This is a genomic window from Nonlabens dokdonensis DSW-6 (assembly GCF_000332115.1).
GTDB lineage: Bacteria > Bacteroidota > Bacteroidia > Flavobacteriales > Flavobacteriaceae > Nonlabens > Nonlabens dokdonensis.
This window is the reverse complement of sequence record NC_020156.1, coordinates 3,029,581-3,048,931: the sequence shown is the minus strand read 5'-3', so window position 1 is coordinate 3,048,931 and position 19,351 is coordinate 3,029,581. Positions and strand designations below refer to the sequence as shown.

General features: G+C 33.5%; 23 protein-coding genes. 13 read left to right on the top strand and 10 right to left on the bottom strand.

What is annotated here, in order from left to right; all coding sequences use genetic code 11:
* The first annotated feature begins 58 nt into the window (after positions 1-58).
* The 3 genes from DDD_RS13330 (at position 59) to DDD_RS13320 (ending at position 3,540) form a co-directional block, all read left to right on the top strand.
* Complete coding sequence (locus tag DDD_RS13330) at positions 59-499, top strand: alpha-amylase (protein ID WP_015363437.1); 441 nt, start codon at positions 59-61, stop codon at positions 497-499.
* 147 nt (positions 500-646) lie between these two features.
* On the top strand, positions 647-1,903 hold the full coding sequence (locus DDD_RS13325) for an alpha/beta hydrolase-fold protein (protein ID WP_041567173.1): 1,257 nt from the start codon (positions 647-649) through the stop codon (positions 1,901-1,903).
* A 602-nt stretch (positions 1,904-2,505) separates the two neighbouring features.
* A complete protein-coding gene (locus DDD_RS13320) occupies positions 2,506-3,540 on the top strand; it encodes an alpha/beta fold hydrolase (protein ID WP_015363435.1) in 1,035 nt (344 codons plus the stop codon).
* Positions 3,541-3,794: 254 nt separating this feature from the next.
* Here the strand turns inward: DDD_RS13320 and DDD_RS13315 are convergent, their stop codons facing one another.
* A complete protein-coding gene (locus tag DDD_RS13315; protein ID WP_015363433.1) occupies positions 3,795-4,628 on the bottom strand; it encodes a DUF4349 domain-containing protein in 834 nt (277 codons plus the stop codon).
* 117 nt (positions 4,629-4,745) lie between these two features.
* Here DDD_RS13315 and DDD_RS13310 point away from each other — a divergent pair, with 117 nt between their 5' ends.
* The 6 genes from DDD_RS13310 to DDD_RS13285 all read left to right on the top strand — a co-directional run bounded on the left by DDD_RS13310 (position 4,746) and on the right by DDD_RS13285 (position 8,665).
* Positions 4,746-5,693 (top strand): hypothetical protein, encoded by a 948-nt coding sequence (locus DDD_RS13310; protein WP_015363432.1) that lies wholly within the window; start codon positions 4,746-4,748, stop codon positions 5,691-5,693.
* Complete coding sequence (locus DDD_RS13305) at positions 5,690-6,151, top strand: hypothetical protein (RefSeq protein WP_015363431.1); 462 nt, start codon at positions 5,690-5,692, stop codon at positions 6,149-6,151. Before DDD_RS13310 ends, DDD_RS13305 begins: the two co-directional genes overlap by 4 nt.
* Before the next feature lie 214 nt (positions 6,152-6,365).
* The gene (locus DDD_RS13300; RefSeq protein WP_015363430.1) at positions 6,366-7,001 is read left to right on the top strand and encodes a peroxiredoxin; all 636 of its coding nucleotides are present in this window, start codon (positions 6,366-6,368) and stop codon (positions 6,999-7,001) included.
* Positions 7,002-7,084: 83 nt separating this feature from the next.
* Complete coding sequence (locus DDD_RS13295; RefSeq protein ID WP_015363429.1) at positions 7,085-7,396, top strand: thioredoxin family protein; 312 nt, start codon at positions 7,085-7,087, stop codon at positions 7,394-7,396.
* A complete protein-coding gene (locus DDD_RS13290) occupies positions 7,377-7,625 on the top strand; it encodes a DUF6952 family protein (RefSeq protein ID WP_015363428.1) in 249 nt (82 codons plus the stop codon). The genes DDD_RS13295 and DDD_RS13290 overlap by 20 nt, the downstream gene beginning before the upstream one ends.
* Positions 7,626-7,774: 149 nt before the next feature.
* Positions 7,775-8,665, top strand: coding sequence for a DUF6268 family outer membrane beta-barrel protein (locus DDD_RS13285; RefSeq protein ID WP_015363427.1), 891 nt, complete (start codon positions 7,775-7,777; stop codon positions 8,663-8,665).
* A gap of 68 nt (positions 8,666-8,733) precedes the next feature.
* Here DDD_RS13285 and DDD_RS13280 read toward each other — a convergent pair whose 3' ends face one another.
* Positions 8,734-9,279 carry a hypothetical protein gene (locus DDD_RS13280; RefSeq protein ID WP_041567171.1) on the bottom strand — a complete coding sequence of 182 codons (546 nt, stop codon included), beginning with the start codon at positions 9,277-9,279 and terminating at the stop codon, positions 8,734-8,736.
* A 30-nt stretch (positions 9,280-9,309) separates the two neighbouring features.
* Entirely contained in the window at positions 9,310-9,765 is a 456-nt protein-coding gene (locus DDD_RS13275) for a hypothetical protein (RefSeq protein ID WP_236613378.1), read from the bottom strand.
* 203 nt (positions 9,766-9,968) lie between these two features.
* Here DDD_RS13275 and DDD_RS13270 point away from each other — a divergent pair, with 203 nt between their 5' ends.
* Together DDD_RS13270 and DDD_RS13265 are read left to right on the top strand one after the other, a co-directional pair.
* Positions 9,969-10,682, top strand: a complete 714-nt coding sequence (locus tag DDD_RS13270; RefSeq protein ID WP_015363424.1) for a DUF4197 domain-containing protein — start codon at positions 9,969-9,971, stop codon at positions 10,680-10,682.
* Between the two features lie 167 nt (positions 10,683-10,849).
* Positions 10,850-11,053, top strand: coding sequence for a Lacal_2735 family protein (locus tag DDD_RS13265; protein WP_015363423.1), 204 nt, complete (start codon positions 10,850-10,852; stop codon positions 11,051-11,053).
* A gap of 7 nt (positions 11,054-11,060) precedes the next feature.
* Here the strand turns inward: DDD_RS13265 and DDD_RS13260 are convergent, their stop codons facing one another.
* From DDD_RS13260 to DDD_RS13230, 7 genes are read right to left on the bottom strand one after another with little or no spacing between them, the layout of a single operon-like run.
* A complete protein-coding gene (locus DDD_RS13260; RefSeq protein ID WP_015363422.1) occupies positions 11,061-11,489 on the bottom strand; it encodes a hypothetical protein in 429 nt (142 codons plus the stop codon).
* Positions 11,489-12,796, bottom strand: a complete 1,308-nt coding sequence (locus tag DDD_RS13255) for a DUF58 domain-containing protein (protein WP_015363421.1) — start codon at positions 12,794-12,796, stop codon at positions 11,489-11,491. Before DDD_RS13255 ends, DDD_RS13260 begins: the two co-directional genes overlap by 1 nt.
* Before the next feature lie 26 nt (positions 12,797-12,822).
* Positions 12,823-13,980 carry an AAA family ATPase gene (locus DDD_RS13250; RefSeq protein WP_041567169.1) on the bottom strand — a complete coding sequence of 386 codons (1,158 nt, stop codon included), beginning with the start codon at positions 13,978-13,980 and terminating at the stop codon, positions 12,823-12,825.
* Between the two features lie 3 nt (positions 13,981-13,983).
* Positions 13,984-15,264, bottom strand: coding sequence for a DUF4350 domain-containing protein (locus DDD_RS13245; protein ID WP_015363419.1), 1,281 nt, complete (start codon positions 15,262-15,264; stop codon positions 13,984-13,986).
* Positions 15,264-16,034, bottom strand: a complete 771-nt coding sequence (locus DDD_RS13240; protein ID WP_015363418.1) for a hypothetical protein — start codon at positions 16,032-16,034, stop codon at positions 15,264-15,266. Before DDD_RS13240 ends, DDD_RS13245 begins: the two co-directional genes overlap by 1 nt.
* Positions 16,024-16,959 carry a hypothetical protein gene (locus tag DDD_RS13235; RefSeq protein WP_015363417.1) on the bottom strand — a complete coding sequence of 312 codons (936 nt, stop codon included), beginning with the start codon at positions 16,957-16,959 and terminating at the stop codon, positions 16,024-16,026. Before DDD_RS13235 ends, DDD_RS13240 begins: the two co-directional genes overlap by 11 nt.
* Positions 16,928-17,908 (bottom strand): stage II sporulation protein M, encoded by a 981-nt coding sequence (locus DDD_RS13230; RefSeq protein ID WP_015363416.1) that lies wholly within the window; start codon positions 17,906-17,908, stop codon positions 16,928-16,930. Before DDD_RS13230 ends, DDD_RS13235 begins: the two co-directional genes overlap by 32 nt.
* A gap of 35 nt (positions 17,909-17,943) precedes the next feature.
* Between DDD_RS13230 and DDD_RS13225 the strand changes: the two genes are divergently transcribed.
* Both DDD_RS13225 and DDD_RS13220 read left to right on the top strand, forming a co-directional pair.
* The gene (locus DDD_RS13225; RefSeq protein ID WP_015363415.1) at positions 17,944-18,666 is read left to right on the top strand and encodes an RDD family protein; all 723 of its coding nucleotides are present in this window, start codon (positions 17,944-17,946) and stop codon (positions 18,664-18,666) included.
* Positions 18,663-19,307: a trimeric intracellular cation channel family protein gene (locus tag DDD_RS13220; RefSeq protein WP_015363414.1), complete on the top strand. Its 645-nt coding sequence runs from the start codon at positions 18,663-18,665 to the stop codon at positions 19,305-19,307. The genes DDD_RS13225 and DDD_RS13220 overlap by 4 nt, the downstream gene beginning before the upstream one ends.
* Positions 19,308-19,351: the final 44 nt, after the last annotated feature.

Below are 19,351 nucleotides of genomic sequence, written 5' to 3'. Positions count from 1 at the left end.
GTTGTGTGTAATTTGAAGAAACTTAAAGTAATATTATTATAACTAAAACGATAAATTTATGGCCTTAGGAGCATTAGCAGCTGCAGCTAGTGGAGCAGTAGTTTTGAAATATATAGAAACTGGAATAAAAGTCGCTGATTTTTTGATTTCTGAGAGACTCTCATCAACCGTTGAAAATATTCGCTCATTTTTTGATAAAAAGGAAATCGATAAACCATCAAATTTTGACCTAAATGAGGCAAAGGATTTTATTGATTCTCTTATGCAGATTGATATGAGGATTCTAGACACTATTCGAAAAGACATAAACGAGGCCATTAAAAAATATACTGAATGTTTAAAAGACGCTATTAACCGTCAAGAAAAGAATGCTTGTGATATAAGAGCTGAAAGGGCTGTTTGTGATTCACTTAATAGAATAATGGATAGAAATGGTGATAACTTACCTAGCAAATATCTGAAAAATCAATGGAAATCGTTCAAATGTGTTCGAATATAAAAACTACACACAACAAAGAACTGAGGTAAAAAACAACCTTTTTCTTCATTAAATTTAGACACTATTTTTGGAGACCGCCAAATTTTTAAATATGATAAATTTCCAAGAATAAATTAATTAGTAAATTTAAATTCAAGAAAAAAAATAATGAAACATTCCATCTACTTATTAGTACTTATCGGATCGATTTTAATGGTAAATCAAAATGCAATTGCACAAACAACTGAGTACCAAACGGAGCAATTTCAAAATCGAATAGTGGATTCCATATTTTCTAAAACTTTAAATGAAAGTCGTGACTTTTGGGTTAGATTACCAGATAATTTTCAGCCAGATAGTGATGAAAAATATGCCGTGATTTATCTAATGGATGGATTTTCACTAGAAAGCACTTTGGAAGCTGTTTATGGTAATTATTGGGGACATTACTTACCGCATATGATACTTGTTGGGGTTTCTAATCGCAAGAAGCGAACAAGAGATTTAACTACATCGCAGATAAAAATGAGACGCGGTAGTGCATTTGATTATGAAACTGGAGGTGCAGAAACCTTTACCAAATTTATGGAAGAGGAACTCATCCCATATATTGACAATAAGTATCCAACCATGAACTATCGTACATTAATTGGACATTCTTATGCCGGATTGTTTACTATAAATATGTTGGTTAATCATAAACATCTCTTTCAAAACTATATAGCCATAGATCCAAGTCTGGATTGGGATGACCAAAAATTATTGAAACAGGCAAAACAAAAACTGAGTACAGAAAGTTATGAAGGAAAGTCCCTCTTTGTGTCTTTAGCTGCAGAGCAGCTACATATGTGGAATGAAGAAATAAACATGGAGAATATTATGGATGACTCTTCAGAATTTACATTGTTTGCGCGTTCAATCATTGAGTTTTCAAATTATACTACATCTCAAAAACAGAATGGATTAAATTTTTCATGGAAAGTCTATAATGAAGATTTACATGGTACAGTTCCTTTACCATCAATAAGAGATGGGCTAATTTTTCTTTTTCAATGGTATCAGTTTAAATCTCCTCAAAAATATAATAACCCAGAAACCTCTATAGAAGAATTGGTTTCGCTATTGAAGGTACAGGAACAAATTTATACAGAACATTTTGGTGTTCCTACTGCACCAATGATTGACGAAATGTTAAGTGGCTATGGTTACATGAATATGCAAATGGGACAACCTAAAAAGGCGTTCATGTTTTTTGAAATGAATATCAAATACAATCCTAAAAATGCTACTGCCTATGAATCAATGGCTGAATATTATGAATCTCAAAACGATAAAGAGAATACCTTAAAATACTTAAACAAGGCCTTTGAATTAAGTGGTAAAGATTACTATAAAGAAAGGATTGAAGCTCTAAATAAAAAATAACGAAAGATTAACAACAGATCTGAAAAGTAGCTTTTTTTTTAGTTTATATAAATGAATATCAATAAATTACAATATGTTTTAAACTGAAAAAGTAGTGCGTAAAATTCGCTAAGTTTCATTCACTAGACCATTCAGGCCAATTACTTGAAGCCGTAGTTCTAAGCTATAAAATTTTAATTGGTTGTTTAGGATACTAAAATAAGATTACGCAATTGTTGTGAAAACGATTAACCTATCTGTAGGCTCAACAAATTAACAATTTTAAGACTCCCAAACTACTTCATGTCTTCCTCTCGTTATACTCGTCGGAGACAGAAACGGGCAAAGGTGTAAAACGCCTTATCTAAATTCCGGTGCATACTTAGTCAATTATCGCTGCCACAACTAACTGGCATGAGCCATAGCATAAAGCGCATCAGGCGTTTTAAATGCTCATTGCGAGGCGAATCAATTCAAAATTTAGTTAACTTTACAACTATAACTAAAACAACTAAGGATAACGCTACTCAGCTAAAACGCCTCACACGCATTATACCTTTGCCCGTTAGCGGCAATTTGATATTAACGAAAGTATTCTTGAGATTGAATAAAATAGTAAAGCAATGAAAAATATTATAGTATTAGTATCTGTTTTTCTTATGATGGGTTGTCAAAACAAAAAAGATGGACAAGAAGAGCAATCTGAAAGCACAAAACCTGTTCAAGAAAAAACTTTTGTCGAATTAGGAGGTGAAAAGCAATATGTAGAAATGACAGGTGCTTCAGATCAATTACCTGTATTGCTTTTTTTACATGGTGGACCAGGTTGGCCACAGACACCGCATCTCCGATATTTTAATGCTGATTTAACCAAAGAAATGATTTTAGTTTCTTGGGATCAAGCAGGTTGTGGACTTTCTTATCAAAAAAACCCAACCCCAAAGAATCTAAGCATTGAAAGTTTGGTTAGTGATGCCCATGAATTGACATTATACCTCAAAAAGAGATTCAATAAAGAGAAAATTGTTCTACTCGGATTTTCTTATGGAAGCGTTATTGGTCTAAAACTAGCCGAAAAGTACCCTGAAGACTATTATGCCTATTTAGGTGTCTCTCAAATTATTGATACAAAAGAAAATTGGGATGTATCTATGCAATGGCTAAAAGACCAAGCACAAAAAAAACAAGATACTGCCGTGTTAAATCAACTAAGCTTGATAGAACAAAGAGACACATCTGTTTGTAAAACAAAATTGGATTGTTTTATGAGCAAATATCAATTGTTAGTGAAATACAACGGAACGATATTCAATCCAGAAGTTGCTAAAGAAATCGAGAAAGCCGAGCAACACGTTTATGATGATTACAAGGATTATGACTGGTATGAAGCTTATAATTATACGAGCTCTAGATTAACATCGAAAGTATTCGACACAGATCTAACAGGTATTAAGTCTTTAGAAATTCCAGTTTTTTTCATGGCTGGTCGTCATGATTGGAATTTGCCTGGTGTTGTTGCAGAGCGATATCTAAAAAGTTTAAAGGCTCCGCAAAAAGAATATATATGGTTTGAACAATCAGGGCACGAACCACCTGAAGAAGAGCCTGATAAATTCAATAAAACCATCATTAAAATAGTAAAAGAAAAAAGCCACTAACAAAGTACTGTGGTAAAAAACAAGTAAAATCTGCTTTATTTTATCACTAGAGTACTTCTGTAAGAATCATCGTAAATGAGTCCTGATTTTACTATGGCAAAAGCTTGTTTTAAGAGCTTATGAGTCATAAAGAAAAGCGGAGTAACTTGAACAGAATCTATTTTGTGACATTCTTATTGATTCGTAAGCTCTAAAACCATAAACAACCTCAAACTTTAAATCAAAGTTTGAGGTTGCCTCTACTCTATCGTAATCTATTTTCTCCTTAACCATTTGATTCCAAAGTAAACTGAAGGAATTATAAAAAACAAAGGCCATAAAGTCAATAACAACAACGCAGCTCCTTTTATAAAACCCCAGCCATAACCTACACTATTGATCGCTTGATCTTTGAAAGTGATGACATAACTTTCTGGCTCTTTTTTATAAGCAACTGTTTCATAAAACTCAATCTCAATCGTACTTAAAGACACTTGATTTTGCATCATTTTCAAACGACCTTCTGCCGCTTCTATTTCCTCTTGCAAGACTCTTAATTTCTCCTCGGTTTTAAGTACTTCTTCAACCGTTTTTGCCTTGCTGCGCAAGATTTTATCATACTTTTCTTTGACCTCTTTTTTGGTTTCTAGTCGTGTAGTAAGATCCACATAGTTTGCGGTAATGTCTTGGCTTGTGATGTTCTTATAATCAACAAAATCTGCTAGTTGGGTAAAATCGTTCAGTAGTTGGTCAAAGTTGGCCGCAGGCACTTTAAATACCATTCTGTTTTCAAGCTGGTAATCATTTTGAGTGTATCGCATATCTGCCACATAGCCATTCCATTTATGGATCAACTCTTGTGCTTTGCTGGTACAACTATCTAGATTTTTAACTTTAAACTTAGCGTCTGCAGTTTTAATGATTTTAAGATGATTGTAACTGGGTTTTTGAGCAGAAGTTTTGCTTTGATCGTTAGTTGAGCGTACCTCAACAGTTGTAGGCGTGCTCTCGTTTTGCATCTCTAGGCTCTCTTGATAAGCTCCTTCTTGATGACAACTGCTTAGAAGCAATAAAGCTATTGTCGCTATAATTGAAATGGTATTTTTCATGATATTTATTTTTATAATGAATCACAAACCTATTACCGGTAGCAAAAATCTCTTTGTAAAGCTCTTGTAAAAGCTTTGTAAACTGTTTTACAAAAGGTATTTTAGCTACCGCATTCTATGAAAACCATTACTGACATTGACTTATTCAAAATATTGCTGCATCGAGTAGAAAAGCAGTATGAAAGTTCTACAGGATATGATGTCGGTCAGATTAAAAGCTGGAAAGGACAAGAAATTATACATTTTCAGGATGATTTAAGGTCTAAAACTGGCAGTACCATAAGTGAAAAATGGTTCTATACCTACGTTAAAAATAATCCTGAAAAATTGCCACGCATTGACATACTAAATATGCTGGCGCAATATATAGGTGAGGATAATTGGCACGCTTTCGCGAAAGCGGAACACAAACAACCATTCAAAATAGAAGAAACAAGATCGCAACACATCCAAAAACCTAGACAGCTAAGATCAAAAAAGCCTTACATCATCCTGATTCTTGTCGTTGTAATTATGTGTATTTCATGGATATATTCTTTTATGAATTCTAAAACAGAATACGAATTTTGCTTTATTGATTTTTATAGTAAATCACCTATCGAAAACAAAATCTTAGACATCAAAGTCTTGAATGAAAATGAAAGCCCGCAATATTTCAAAACGGACTCTTTAGGATGCTTTAAAGGAACCACATCTGGCAGTTTAATTAAGTTTGTAGTATCTTCTCCTTATTATAAAAATGATACCATCACTAGAGTTTTAAATGGAGAACAATTTGAGCAATTACCGTTACGCACAGATGATTATGCGCTCATGCTGGATTACTATTCTAACGGTAAGGTAGAAGAATTTAAAAAGCGTAAAGCGCAATTAAATCAGCTCATCGCTAGAGATGCCATCATCATGGAAGTCTTACCTCATTCTATAGGTGTTACCTTGTATGAAAAAGCAGATTTTATCAATAAACTAACAACGCCCACATCTACCTTAAAACGTCTTGAAATTATCGAAACGACCTATAGAAATGAGCAAATAACCAAGTTAAAATTTAGAATTCAAAGATGAAAAAGTATGTAATCTTACTACTTATTGTGATAATCGCCAGTTGTAAAAATGCCGCCGATGAAATGAGCTACAAAGTGACAGAAGATGCCAATGAGCTTGCGGTAGAAGAAGATTTTGATAAAGTGGCTTTTTATGAAGGTTACATTGAAGAGAAATTTGAAGAATTAGTAGAAGAGCACCAACTAAACAGAAATAACGCTAATTTTCCTAATACAACAAAACCAAGTCCTCAAAAACTATACACATCTGGCCTTGAATATAGAAGCATAAAACTTACTCCTATTCTCCATAATTCAAGTTATCCATATAGTTACCGCGGTATTCAAACCTACTGGGATTCTAGTTTACAAAAAGAAGTACAATTTGAAGAAATCATTTCTATAGAAGAAAATTACCAAGTCATCGATGGCGATTCTATTCCTACGGTGAAGATTATTTGGAATCTCCATTCATCATAAATTACTAGTTTTGCTGGCTTGTTTTAGGTTATTGCAAGCAGGTCGTTGCTTCAACTCCTCAGCAATTATCAGATACTTCTATTCTTAATGCTTTATTAAATAGGCAAAAACTATTATAACATTTGTTAACTAGATAGAAATTATTCCGCTTTCGCGAAAGCGGACACTATTTTTGCAACCAGAAAACAAAAACTAATTTTTTAAATAAATAAAAATGGCTATAGTAGGAAAACAATTCCCAAATCTAGATGTAGATGCAATGAATGAAATGGGAGATACATTTAAATTAAATGTACTTGATGAAGCAAAAAATAAGGGAAAGAAAGTTCTTTTATTTTGGTACCCAAAAGATTTCACTTTTGTATGCCCAACTGAGTTACACGCATTTCAGGAAGCTTTAGGAGAATTTGAAAAAAGAAATACTATCGTAATCGGTGCTTCTTGTGATACTCCAGAGGTACACTTTGCATGGTTAAACACTTCAAAAGATAATGGAGGAATTGAAGGTGTGACTTACAACATCCTTGCAGATTCTAACCGTAATCTAGCAGGTACTTTAGATATTTTAGATGTAGAAGTAGAATTTAGCGATGAGCTAGATGATCACATTCTTGTAGGTGATAATGTTACTTATAGAGCAACTTACCTTATCGATGAAGAAGGAACTGTATTTCATGAAGGTGTGAATCACATGCCAGTAGGAAGAAATGTAAACGAATTCCTAAGAATGATAGATGCATATACTCACGTACAGAAAAATGGTGAAGTATGTCCTGCAAACTGGGAAGAAGGAAAAGAAGCAATGGGCGCAAATCGCAACGCCACTGCAGAGTATCTTTCTAAAAACTAATTAGAATATTCTATCAAATTGACAAGGAAAGTAGAGAGATATTTCTTTCCTACTTTCCTTGTCTTTTTTAAAAAACTATCAAAATGCAAACATTAGATCAAGATAATCTACAGCAAATAGTTTCAGAAAATGAAACAGTTGTAGTACAGTATATGGCTTCATGGTGCGGTAACTGCCGTGTAATGAAACCAAAATTTAAAAAGTTAGATCAAGAAAACGAAAACGCCGTTTTTGTACTTGCCGATGCTGAGAAATTTCCAGAGTCACGTAAACTAGCGACAGTAGACAACTTGCCTACATTTGCAACTTTTAAAAACGGAGCTTTTGTTAACCAAGTACAGACTAATAAATTTGAAAATCTAAAAGACCTCGTACATGAAGTTACCAGTAATTAGACATTTACAAAAAAATGCTACTCCAGAATCTCTAAATGCAACTCTTGAAGTTCTTGAAAGTTTTACTGAGCACAGGTCGGTTACTGAAGAAGAAATGGATGTAGTAGGAGAACTCATTACCAATATTTGTGGAGCGCTAGAGGTTCACAACAATATTGCACAAGGAATGAGCAGCATAGAAGCTGCAAACAGTTTTGCCCAAAAAGTAATGGGATCTATTGACTCTTAATCCTAATTTATATAAGCAAAAAGCCTTTGATTATAAAATTCAAAGGCTTTTTTGATTCCGAAAGGTAGAAAAATGAATAAAAAAATAGAATTTTTGAACATTTAATAGATCACGTTGTATATTTTTACGAATCAAATAAACAAACCCTTATGAAATATACAATTACTTTAATGGCTCTAGTTTTTAGTTTTGGAGTTGCAAGTGCTCAAAACTATTTAGATCTCGCTCGTTTAAATGTAGGTAATACTACCTTAGAAGACGTAGATGGACAAAATGAAACAGACGTTTCTAACCTTAACTTTGAATTCCTCTACCCTACTCCTGTAAATGATAAAACGATTTTGATAACAGGTTTAACTGTTGAGAATACAAATCTTAATTTAAGATCTGATATAGGTAGTGAAGGACTTACAATGACTAGATTAAATCTAGGAGCAAAAGTTTACCATTCTAGAAAGTGGACTGGTACGTATTTGATACTTCCTAAGCTAGCTTCTAATTTTAATGATGTAGGTTCCAACGATTTTCAGTTTGGTGCCATCGCATTACTAGAATACCGTCATAAGAATAGATTTAGAACAAAGTATGGTTTGTACAGCTCTTCAGAAGAATTTGGTGCTATTATTACGCCTCTTTTAGGAGTTTATTACAGAACACCTAATAATAAATTTTACATCGATGCTGCCTTCCCTATACGTATGGAGGCTAACTATAGCATTACTAAGAAATTCAGCCTTGGAGCAGATTTACGTACCTCTATTAAGTCTTATAACGTAGGTGGTGATTTAGATGGCTATGTTCAAGAAGAGTCCATAAGATTTGGTTTCTATGCAGGCTACTCGTTGTTAAAAGACCAACTGATATTGAGAGCAAAAGCTGGATTAGACACGACAGACTATGGTTTGTATAGAACAGGCGATACTGTAGGAGCTCAAATTCTGACTTTTCAAGTGGAAGGAGATGATAGAAATAGATTGAACACTGAGTTTGCTAGTGCTGTCTTTTTAGGTTTTGATGTGATTTATAGATTGGATTTATAATTGAATCTTATACAAAATAAAAAGCTCTTAGATGAATAATTATCTAAGAGCTTTTTGTTTTTGCGACTTTAAAGACCTGGTCTTTGATCTCCTAATCTCATATAGGTAGCGGTAACTGTTTCAAAATCGTCTCCAAGATCATCTTCTAAAACCATTGTGTTACTTGAATTTCCTTGAGAAAGAAGTAAATCGCCGTTTGCATCATTGCCGATAATGGTTTTCTTACTCACCTTAGAGGTCAATATAATAAGCGTAAAAAAGTGACTGCCTTTTCTGATTGTAAAATAGTTTTTCTTAGGCTTTCCAGGTAAGGTCATAGTATCTAACAAAATGGAATTTTGATAGAGTTCTACTTTTATTTCTTTGTCCTCTGTAAACTCTATAAATACTTGATTGCCTTCACTTACATTATGCACTTTTTTTGAATTATGTAAACACAAGTCGTTCCACAAACTGTTTTCAAAGTCATCTGGTATTTTATTCTCATACAAGCCAGTTAGTAGTTCTTTGGTTAAAACGACTGGTTTCGTTTCAACTCTGTTAGCTAGACTTTGAGTTGTGTAACAACTTACCGTTAAGCAAGCCAAAAGAACAAGAATGAATAAGTTTTTCATAATATAAAATCAAAAAATTCAAAAGGGTGGTTAATTACTAATTTTGACAGGACGTTTATTTCCTAACCTCATATAGGTCGCTGTTACTTCACTTTGCTCTTTTGCTAAGTTTTTATCAAGTAACATGGCATTACTGGATTTATTTTGTGAAAGCAATAAATCGCCATGTACATCATTCCCTATAATCGACTTCTTACTTATAGATGATGAAACTAATATAATAGTTGAATAATTACTGCCTTTAGTAATTAAAAAATAACTCTTTTTCGGTTTACCAGATAATATCATTTTATCTAAAAGTTCATTATCCTGATATAACTCTGCAATGATTTTATTATCATTTTTATATTCTAGGAACACTTTATTTCCTTCAGAAAGAGCGTGTTTCATTTCTGGAAGGTGTAGACAAAGGTCATTCCATAAACTATTGGAACTATCATCAGGAATTTTGTTTTCATAAAGACCGGTGAGTATGTTTTTATTCAATTCTATTGGTCTTATTTTTATATTTCTTTCAAGATTCCTGGTACTACTACAGCTACTTAATAATAATATTAATATGGTAGGTAAAAAAAATGTTCGCATTTATCTAAAAAAATAAGTTTTTGATCAAATTTAATGCCATTATACTATAAATTTCTATTTACTAGAACGTATGTTTTCACATATCTTTGAAAAAAATACAACTCATGAAGAAAATTGCAATCGTCTTAATTACTATGCTCACCTTGAGCAGTTGTGGAAGTTTACAAGAAATAGTTAATAATTTACCTCAAGGTGGAGGCGCATTATCACAAGTAGACATAGGAAATGGTTTAAGACAAGCCTTAGACCAAGGAATCGATAAAGAAGTGAGTAAACTTATGAGCAAAGATGGTTTTTACAAGAATGAGCTTGTAAAAATATTGTTGCCCCAAGAATTACAAAAGGTAGATGATGGTCTTAGGAAGATAGGTTTGAGCAGTGTTGCAGATGAAGGTTTAAAGTTATTAAATCGTGCCGCAGAAGACGCTACTAAAGAAGCTCTACCTATTTTTGTAGACGCGGTAAAAGACATCACCTTTGATGATGCCAAAAATATTTTGCTTGGAGATCAACGTGCGGCGACTTCTTATCTGGAGAATAGAACTCAACAAGCTCTTTATGCCAAGTTCTCGCCTGTGATAGAAAAAAGTCTAAGTCAAGTAGGTGCTACAGAGTTATGGGGAAGTGCTATAAACAAATACAACACTCTTCCTTTCACATCTTCTGTAAATCCAGATTTAACTGACTATGTAACTCAAAAAGCACTGGAAGGTGTTTTCAAAATGATCTCTCAAGAAGAAATAGAAATACGTAACAAAGTAAGCGCAAGAAGTACCGATCTTTTACAACGAGTATTTGCTTTACAAGACAATCGATAAGAAGTACTTTTTAGTCAACCATATACTAGAAAAGCTATGAAACTCAATTCATAGCTTTTTTTATTAGTAATACTTTAACCGATTTGTAAAAAACCTTAACAATACCCTAAGTGAAGATGTTTAGATTAGAAATTATTTTTGAATCTTGAAAATAGAATAGCTTATTCATGCTCACAATGCAAAAAAATCCAGACACTTTTCACACCGACTTGACGCAATTAGAACGTTTAGAAAAGCGCTATTGCTCCTTAATGAAACAATCTTTTGAAGCAGCCCTAAAGGATCGGGATTATAGCGATGCGCTTAATGATAAAGCATTGGAGATTAAAGAAGATATTGATTTAATTAGATCAAAAATATGTTCTGACTAGTTTTAAATCAATTATTAGCATTAGCTTGTTGCAACTTCATTAGGTGCAACATTTTTTTTATGTCTTTTTCTGAGAAATGATCTATTGGAAATTTATCTAAACGATTGATTCTAATAATGTGTAATTGGTTTTCTTCAACATAGAAATCAGATAAAAACGTAGCATCTACGTCTAATTTTTTACCTTTTATTTCAATCTTGAACTCCGTTTCTTTTACCCAAGTAAAAGCGTTTTTTCTAGTGCTTTTAAATATAGAATAACCTATAATCATTAGATAAATAGCAACAACAATATAAGCTGGCCATGAATATTCGGTGACTTTGAAAATCATTTCAGCAAGAAGAATACCTAAACCTATACTTAAACTCGTCGATACCCATTTAGGTAAATCCTTAAGTTTGTCATTAAAAAAGTATAGTTTCTTTTGTTTCTCCATTATAAAAGTCCACGTGCTTTAATTTCTAAATATTTATTGATTGTATTTACAGTCAAGTTTTGAGGTTCTGTAAGTATGGTCTGAATTCCATATTTATTTAATTCATTCACAATCAATTTTTTCTCATAGACAAATTTCTCGGCTATGGTTTTTTGATATATCTCTTGTGTAGAATTTGCGGGAGCTAACGCAAGCTCTTTAAGTTCTGTATTTTCAAAAAAGATCACAACAAGTAGATGACTTTTTGCTATCGCTTGTAAATAAGGAAGTTGTCTATGAAGTGCATCCATAGTTTCAAAATTTGTATATAATAATAACAAACTGCGTTGTGTAATAGTTCTTTTGATATCTATATACAATCTCGCAAAATCACTTTCTTTAAAATCGGTGTCTAGATTGTATAGAGTCTCCAGAATCAAGTTCATTTGAGAGGCTCTTTTTTGTGCCATTACTTGATTAGAAACCTTATTTGAAAAACTAAACATTCCTGCCTTATCACCTTTCTTTAAAGCGATATTAGAGATGACTAGTGTTGCGTTAATAGCATAATCGACTAGTTTTAATTCCTCAAAAGGCATTTTCATGACGCGACCTTTATCTATAACAGAATAAACAGGTTGTGACTTCTCATCCTGAAATTGATTGATCATCAATTGGTTGCGTTTTGCACTAGCTTTCCAGTTGATATTACGCACATCATCTCCTTGAACATAATCCTTAATCTGCTCAAATTCCATGGTATGCCCTATCCTTCTTATCTTTTTAAGACCATAGTCTTTCAACTTATTTGTAAAAGCCATTAGCTCATACTTTCGCATTTGCAAGAAAGATGGATAATTAGGAACCATCGCTTTCTCATTAAATGAAAAACGACGTTGCGCAAAACCTAATGAATTACTGACAAAAATTTGAAGAGCGCCATAATGATACTCACCTCTTTCTGTAGGCCTTATGGTATAAGTAAAAGTCTTTGATTCTTTTGCCTTGAGATGGTAATTAATTCCAAAATCCCGTTTCTGAAACTGAATAGGTAACTCGTCTATGATTTTTATATCAATTGCCGTATTATACTGATTTGTTACTAGCACTTCTATAGGATTGCTATCACCATTTGATAATTTACTAGGTAAAATACGACTAGCCTTAATACCATTCTTAGATCTATATAGCAAAAGAATATCTACTAGTAATAAAGCTATGATAACAAAGAAACCAAGTTTAAGATAATCTTCTAGTCGCTTAAAAAAGAATGCAAAAACAAATAGCACCACTAGAGCACCTAGTGCGATAAAAAATCGTTTTTGCAAAAAGAGGCTTTTAAAAAATTTCTTCACTATCTAGGAATCTCTATATTTTCTAAAATTTGAGCAACAGCACGATCTGCAGTTAGACCTTCCATTTCTCTTTCTGGAGTGAGTATAATTCTATGTCGCATAACAGCAGTGGCGATATATTTAATATCGTCTGGCGTGACAAAATCACGTCCCATAATTGCAGCATATGCCTTTGAACCGTTCATTATTGCGATAGAAGCACGAGGTGAGGCACCTAGATAAAGATTAGGATTATTACGTGTATCAAGTATGATTTTTGCAATGTATTTAATAAGATTATCTTCTATTACAATCTCCTTTACTGTAGTTTGATACTTTTTAATCTCTTGGGCGCTCAGTACACCAGTAACCATTGCTTCAGCATCTTTATTTTTACGAGCGTGGTGATCACTTAATATCTTAATTTCTTCTTCTAGATTAGGATAACCTACGTTAATCTTAAATAAAAAGCGGTCTAATTGTGCTTCAGGTAATCTATATGTTCCTTCTTGTTCTACAGGGTTTTGTGTTGCAAATACTAAAAATGGAGCATTTAAATCATATTCTTTGCCGTCTATCGTCACTTGACGCTCTGCCATAGCTTCAAACAATGCCGCTTGTGTTTTTGCTGGTGCACGGTTAATCTCGTCTATCAAGATAATATTTGAAAAAATAGGACCTGGCTTAAATTCAAACTCGTTTTCTTTCATTGAAAAAACTGAGGTTCCTAGAATATCAGAAGGCATCAAATCTGGAGTGAATTGAATACGAGAAAAATCTACTTGCATCGTTTTTGCAAGCAATTTTGCAGTAACTGTTTTTGCCACACCAGGAACACCTTCAATTAGGGAATGTCCATTTGCAAGAATAGAAACAATTAGTAAATCGATCATTTCCTCTTGTCCTACGATTACCTTACGCAATTCGGTTTTGATTTTATAAACTGCCGCGCTCAGGTGGTTCAAGTCCAGCCTGTTTTGAAATTGTAAGGATGCATTCTTGTCTTCTACTTGTGGTTGTTGAGATGATGATGGTTGTTCCGCTTTCGCGAAAGCGTTATCATTACTATTCTCTTCACTTTTATGAACAAATTGCTCTTGTGCAGGCTGCTGTGGTGGCTGGCTTGCTGAATTTTCTTGCGAAGAATCCATGTTATTGTTATGAGTCGTGTCTTCCATTTCCTATTCTTTAAAAAAGTCTTGTATCTTTTTATTGAGTTGTTTTAATTCGTAATCACTGTGTACTGGTTTAGATCTCAAGTGATTAATATATTCTATGATGTCTTTAGTCTGCTTTTCTGGCATATTTGTTTTAACAGAAAGCCGTTTAATGAATACCTCGTCCATTTTTTCTGTATTCACAAAGTATTTAGATCTCAATTTTTCTAGGAAAAAATTGATTTTTTTATTGATGATGCCTGTTACATCACCACTCTGAAAATATAAATTCCCTATAGTTTTGGTAAACTCCACCGTACTATTTTCAAGTGGTTTTTCTACTGGAACAGCTCTTTGTTCTCGCTTACTTTTAAATAAAAAATAAATGAACACCGTAAATAAAGTCACGTACCATGCCCATTTTAAAGCAGTATTAGTCAGTATAAAACGTAATGGTGATACCACTACTCGTCTACCTGATTTACCATAATCATCAAAATATACTGGTCCATCATTTAGGTAAGAAAGAATTTCTGCAACGTACTGTTCTTTTCCTTCTTGGAGCATATAATAATTTGTAAAAGCGATAGGGTTTAAATGGTAGTAAATAGCTCCATCGCCTACTTTTACCTCAACAAAATTAGCCTGAGGTACTTGTCTGGACTTTGATTTCTCGATGGCACTTTCAATCAAAGAATTAGTAGAATCTTTCTTTTCACCAAGGAACTTTTTTAAATAACCTTTTACCGGCTCAAATGGTAAGACTTCACCTAAAACTGTGGTTCTAGTAGTATCATAATTAACAAAATGACGGTAAGCGCTACCTCTTTGATAAATATAACTGCGATTCTCAAACTGCGGATTATTCAAACGCACTCGTACCGTATCCTGCTCATAATACTGGTAAAATCTATTAGATTCTAGTTTTAAAGAATCTCCGAGAGCACCAGTAATGCTTCTGGTAGAAACAAATACTTTATTGCCTCGCTCTGCAAACTTGATCAAATAATCTACCTCAACTTTATCAAAACCTAGGTAGTTATTTATGAAAACATAGTTAGCATTTACCTCATCTTCTTTATTCTTAAGAAAACTCACCGGATCTACTTCTACAGTGCTCACTTCATTATCCTCAAAAATGTCATCCAGCTGATCGTACAACACATGTGCGCCAAAAGGAATCTTATCACCACTGGTATAACTTTCTTCCCAGCTCAATGGTGGCGGCGTTACAAGTTCAGCAATAAAAAGTAGCGTGACTAATCCGAAGAAGATATATAAGTATATTTTAGATTTCTTATCCATCAGGCCGCACGGTTTTTAAGAGTTTTAAACTCATCTACTGCTTCTTTATAAGAATCTTGATCTATGGCAAACTCGCCATACCATACGTAATCGTATAGATAGGATAGTTTTTTAAATTGTTCTTTATCTAATGGATTTTTCAATTCCTTATAGTAATCGGTATTGGTTTTTTGAAAATCCCATGAGATCATTTGTTTGGCACTTAAGTTTTTCAATAGCGATAAATATTGATAACGAATGGCGTTTCTATAGTTTCCTTCTCGCTCGCTATCTTGAATCATTTCTGTAAAATCTATTTCTTCAATATGAGTATCTTCTATAGTTACTACCGTTCCTTTCTCTTTTGACTTACCAAACAACTTTGATGCACTTTCATTACTCACCAGTTTTACTATCATGTAAATCACTAGAACACCAATGATGAAATAAAACAAATAGGTCAAGATTTCGACCGTTAAAGGAGTAAGCGTGAAACCAAAAATATCTTGTAGACCTTGAAGTGCCCAGCTCATGAATCGTGCAAAAATATTCTCACTACTACCTTGAACACGCTCATAATTATATTCTCCACCAGAATATTCTTCACTGAGATCTTTATCAATTTCTCTTACGGTTAATTCTCGAGTATCATAAACTCGATTTAAAGTATCAACTATCTCCACTGGTTGATCTTCAATGTCTTTAATTAAGTTTTCAATTATTTGCGAACTGGATAAAAAAGAGCTCGCTATACATAGAATGAAAAGTAAGATTCTAAAGTTATTCTTCATCCCTTACTCCTAGTTTTGCGATGCGATTCTTAAGAAAGACGTTATACTTAGACTCATGTAAATTGAAGTATAAGTAGCCTATCATAAACATAATTAAGAAATAAACTAACATACCTGAAACACTATTTAGCGCATAGAAGATAAACTTTACAATACGTAATAGGACATTTTCTTCTAGCTCAACGTTATCGCCGCTACTATTATAACTTATAAACCATATTAAACCTGTAGGTACTAATTGAAATAAAGCAGACATGATGTACAACAGCATACTTACTACAAAAGAAACTCCTATGGCTTTCCAGAATTTAGAAAAAAGAAGATTCCATCCTACTCCTAGAGCTGCAACAGCATCGAGATTTTCATCATAAGCATAAGAAAACATACTTAAGCCTAACCAGGTGAAATAAGAAATCATAATGACCGGAAATATGACTAAAGCTCCTATTATAGGAATGATTATCGCTATAACAGATGCTATCGCAACTGGAATTACCGCAATACCACCTATTAACATAATTAAGAACATACCTGCCAGTTTCTTTTTGGCATAATGAAATACTTCTTTTGCATTAGGATTATTAGCGCGATCTCTTTCATAAATCCTCATATAGCTACCAGCTAGACATGCATTGAATAAAGTCACTATAAAATTAACAATCAATGCAATAGCGCTTGCTGCAAAACTAGTTTCTAGAGAATTATCAAGCGTCTGATCTAGGTAAGTTCCAGAGGACAATGCTATCAGTGTAGAAACTCCAGTATCTGCTATGTAATTAGTAAGAAAAAGAAGGATGATAAAAATAAAGTTATAGGTTATAAACACCTTAAACATATTTTTATGATCACCCTTAAGAAAGTCGAAGTAGGCATTTACAACACCTCCAAAATCTCTACGCAGCCTCGGCTCTATATATTTGCTCATATTTATTTTTAACTATTCTAGGATAAATTCCGTAATACCATACTATTAATGCGGCACTCGCGATGACTATCAACCAGTTGACTATAGCAGGCATAAACGCATATCTAGTAATAAAACCTTCTATAAAACCTGCAATAATAAATAAAGGTATGGTACTCACCATGACTTTTAAACCAGCTTTAGCACTTTTTACAAAAGAGTATTTGCGCTCATAAGTTCCTGGAAATAAAATTCCATTTCCTAAAATGATACCTGCTGCTCCACATACTACGATAATAGAAAGTTCTATCGTACCATGCAACATTATAACACGCCAGGCATCAAATGTGACTCCTTCTTTATAAAACATAGTAAAAAATGCACCTACCATAATACCATTGCTCAAAATAATATAAATGGCACCTAGTGAGGTAAGCAGTCCAAAAGCAAAGCACAACATCCCAACTCTAATGTTATTGATGGTAATTCCTAAAAACATTCCACCTTGACCTGCATCTTGATAAACAGCTGTGGGATTTCCTTTGGCAATATTCTCAAGTGTCATATTTACATATCCGTCTCCTAGAATAAGACGCACAAAGCTATCATCATAGATGGTACTTATGGTTCCTATAAAAATGGCAACAAAGAAGGCGATAATAGCGTATAAAAATTCTTTTTGGTAGGACGAAAAAAATAATGGAAAATCAGTTTTAAAGAAATCTACAATAGTATTTTTGCTTTCTTTCTTATTGATATAGATTTTTTGATGCGCTTGACTCGCTAACGAATTCAGATATTTTAAAGTATTTGAATTCTTATAGTAGGTTTGCGCATAAGCAAGGTCATTAGTAAGATGAATGTACAAGTCTGATAAATGATCAGGATTAATTTTCACATTAGCATCTAATGCTCTTTCAAAGGCGATCCATTTTTCTTTATTTTGCTTCACAAAAGCGGCTTCACGCATGAGCTTTTTTTTTAAAGATATAAACTTACAACTGTATGTCAAATACTGCAATTAACACGGCACAAAATGTAAACATTGAGTACGAATATTCTGGAATCGGGAAACGTTTACTTGCTTTTCTGCTCGATTTAGTGGTGTTTTTCATTTATATATTAATTTTATCCTTCACCGTTTACCAAGCTGTTGGACTATTTGATAAGGATAATAATTTTGGTATTGCCGAACTTTCATTTATTCCCATATTTTGTTATTCTTTATTCATGCACATTATATTTAATGGTCGCACCGTAGGTAAATTTGTAATGGGAATTAAGGTTGTAAAAGAAGATGGCTCGCCCGCACAGTGGTCAGATTTTTTGGTGCGCTGGATATTTAGACTAGTAGACATATGGTTGTTTGTAGGTACAGTAGGCGTTGTTGGAATATTATTCTCAGAAAGAAAACAACGCATGGGCGATCTAGGTGCAAAAACAGTTGTCATTAATACCAGAAAAAGCACTAAAATTTCACACACTATTCTAGAGGAGCTGGATCCCGACTATCAACCACAATTCCAAAATGCTTATATATTATCTGATGCCGATGTGAATGAAATCAAAGATATTTACCGACTTGCAGGAGAAAGCCGCGATTATATGACACTTCGAGCTTTACGCATTAAAGTAGAATCGCTTCTCAGCACACAATCAGACTTAAGAGACGGCGTTTACATACGCACGGTACTCAAGGATTACACTTACTTAACTCAAGGCCAATGAATTTTATCGAAGTAATCGATTTATTAGGTACAATAGCATTTGCAATATCTGGAGCGCTCGCAGCCTTTTCAAAGAAATTAGATCCGTTTGGTATTGTAATTATAGCTTTTGTTACAGCAGCTGGTGGAGGAACCTTACGTGATATTCTTATAGGCGTAGAGCCAGTCTCCTGGATGCGTAATATGAATTTAGTTTACACCATTCTTTTATGTGTTGTCATCACATTTTTCTTTAGAAAACGACTCCTTAAACTACGTAAAACACTCTTCTTGTTTGACGCCATAGGTATAGGCCTTTACACCGTCGTAGGTCTAGAAATGGGATTAACAGCAGGTTTGCATCCTTTGATTTGCATCACATTGGGTTGTATCACAGCTTGTTTTGGTGGTGTATTAAGAGATATATTAATTAATGAGATTCCGGTAATCTTCAGGAAAAACATTTATGCAACAGCTTGTATATTAGGTGGTGGCGTTTATTTTATTCTGGTAGAATTGAAAGTTCCTAACGAGATCGTTTTTCCAGTATCTGCTATAACGGTGATTGCTACACGTATTCTAGCTGTGGTTTTTAAACTGAAGTTGCCTACGCCATATACACAACAAGAACTTAAGAAAATTAAAGTTAAGAATAAGAAGTAGGTTGAGGATCTCGCTTTCGCGAAAGCGGAATAAAGAACATCATT

Coding starts and splice junctions, on each gene's coding strand:
- DDD_RS13320 (WP_015363435.1), top strand. CDS start 2,506: ATGAAAAATATTATAGTATTAGTATCTGTTTTTCTTATGATGGGTTGT.
- DDD_RS13265 (WP_015363423.1), top strand. CDS start 10,850: ATGCTCACAATGCAAAAAAATCCAGACACTTTTCACACCGACTTGACG.
- DDD_RS13315 (WP_015363433.1), bottom strand. CDS start 4,628: ATGAAAAATACCATTTCAATTATAGCGACAATAGCTTTATTGCTTCTA.
- DDD_RS13235 (WP_015363417.1), bottom strand. CDS start 16,959: ATGAGCAAATATATAGAGCCGAGGCTGCGTAGAGATTTTGGAGGTGTT.
- DDD_RS13240 (WP_015363418.1), bottom strand. CDS start 16,034: ATGAAGAATAACTTTAGAATCTTACTTTTCATTCTATGTATAGCGAGC.
- DDD_RS13270 (WP_015363424.1), top strand. CDS start 9,969: ATGAAGAAAATTGCAATCGTCTTAATTACTATGCTCACCTTGAGCAGT.
- DDD_RS13330 (WP_015363437.1), top strand. CDS start 59: ATGGCCTTAGGAGCATTAGCAGCTGCAGCTAGTGGAGCAGTAGTTTTG.
- DDD_RS13280 (WP_041567171.1), bottom strand. CDS start 9,279: ATGAAAAACTTATTCATTCTTGTTCTTTTGGCTTGCTTAACGGTAAGT.
- DDD_RS13250 (WP_041567169.1), bottom strand. CDS start 13,980: ATGGAAGACACGACTCATAACAATAACATGGATTCTTCGCAAGAAAAT.
- DDD_RS13245 (WP_015363419.1), bottom strand. CDS start 15,264: ATGGATAAGAAATCTAAAATATACTTATATATCTTCTTCGGATTAGTC.
- DDD_RS13295 (WP_015363429.1), top strand. CDS start 7,085: ATGCAAACATTAGATCAAGATAATCTACAGCAAATAGTTTCAGAAAAT.
- DDD_RS13325 (WP_041567173.1), top strand. CDS start 647: ATGAAACATTCCATCTACTTATTAGTACTTATCGGATCGATTTTAATG.
- DDD_RS13300 (WP_015363430.1), top strand. CDS start 6,366: ATGGCTATAGTAGGAAAACAATTCCCAAATCTAGATGTAGATGCAATG.
- DDD_RS13220 (WP_015363414.1), top strand. CDS start 18,663: ATGAATTTTATCGAAGTAATCGATTTATTAGGTACAATAGCATTTGCA.
- DDD_RS13305 (WP_015363431.1), top strand. CDS start 5,690: ATGAAAAAGTATGTAATCTTACTACTTATTGTGATAATCGCCAGTTGT.
- DDD_RS13230 (WP_015363416.1), bottom strand. CDS start 17,908: ATGCGTGAAGCCGCTTTTGTGAAGCAAAATAAAGAAAAATGGATCGCC.
- DDD_RS13225 (WP_015363415.1), top strand. CDS start 17,944: ATGTCAAATACTGCAATTAACACGGCACAAAATGTAAACATTGAGTAC.
- DDD_RS13310 (WP_015363432.1), top strand. CDS start 4,746: ATGAAAACCATTACTGACATTGACTTATTCAAAATATTGCTGCATCGA.
- DDD_RS13285 (WP_015363427.1), top strand. CDS start 7,775: ATGAAATATACAATTACTTTAATGGCTCTAGTTTTTAGTTTTGGAGTT.
- DDD_RS13260 (WP_015363422.1), bottom strand. CDS start 11,489: ATGGAGAAACAAAAGAAACTATACTTTTTTAATGACAAACTTAAGGAT.
- DDD_RS13290 (WP_015363428.1), top strand. CDS start 7,377: ATGAAGTTACCAGTAATTAGACATTTACAAAAAAATGCTACTCCAGAA.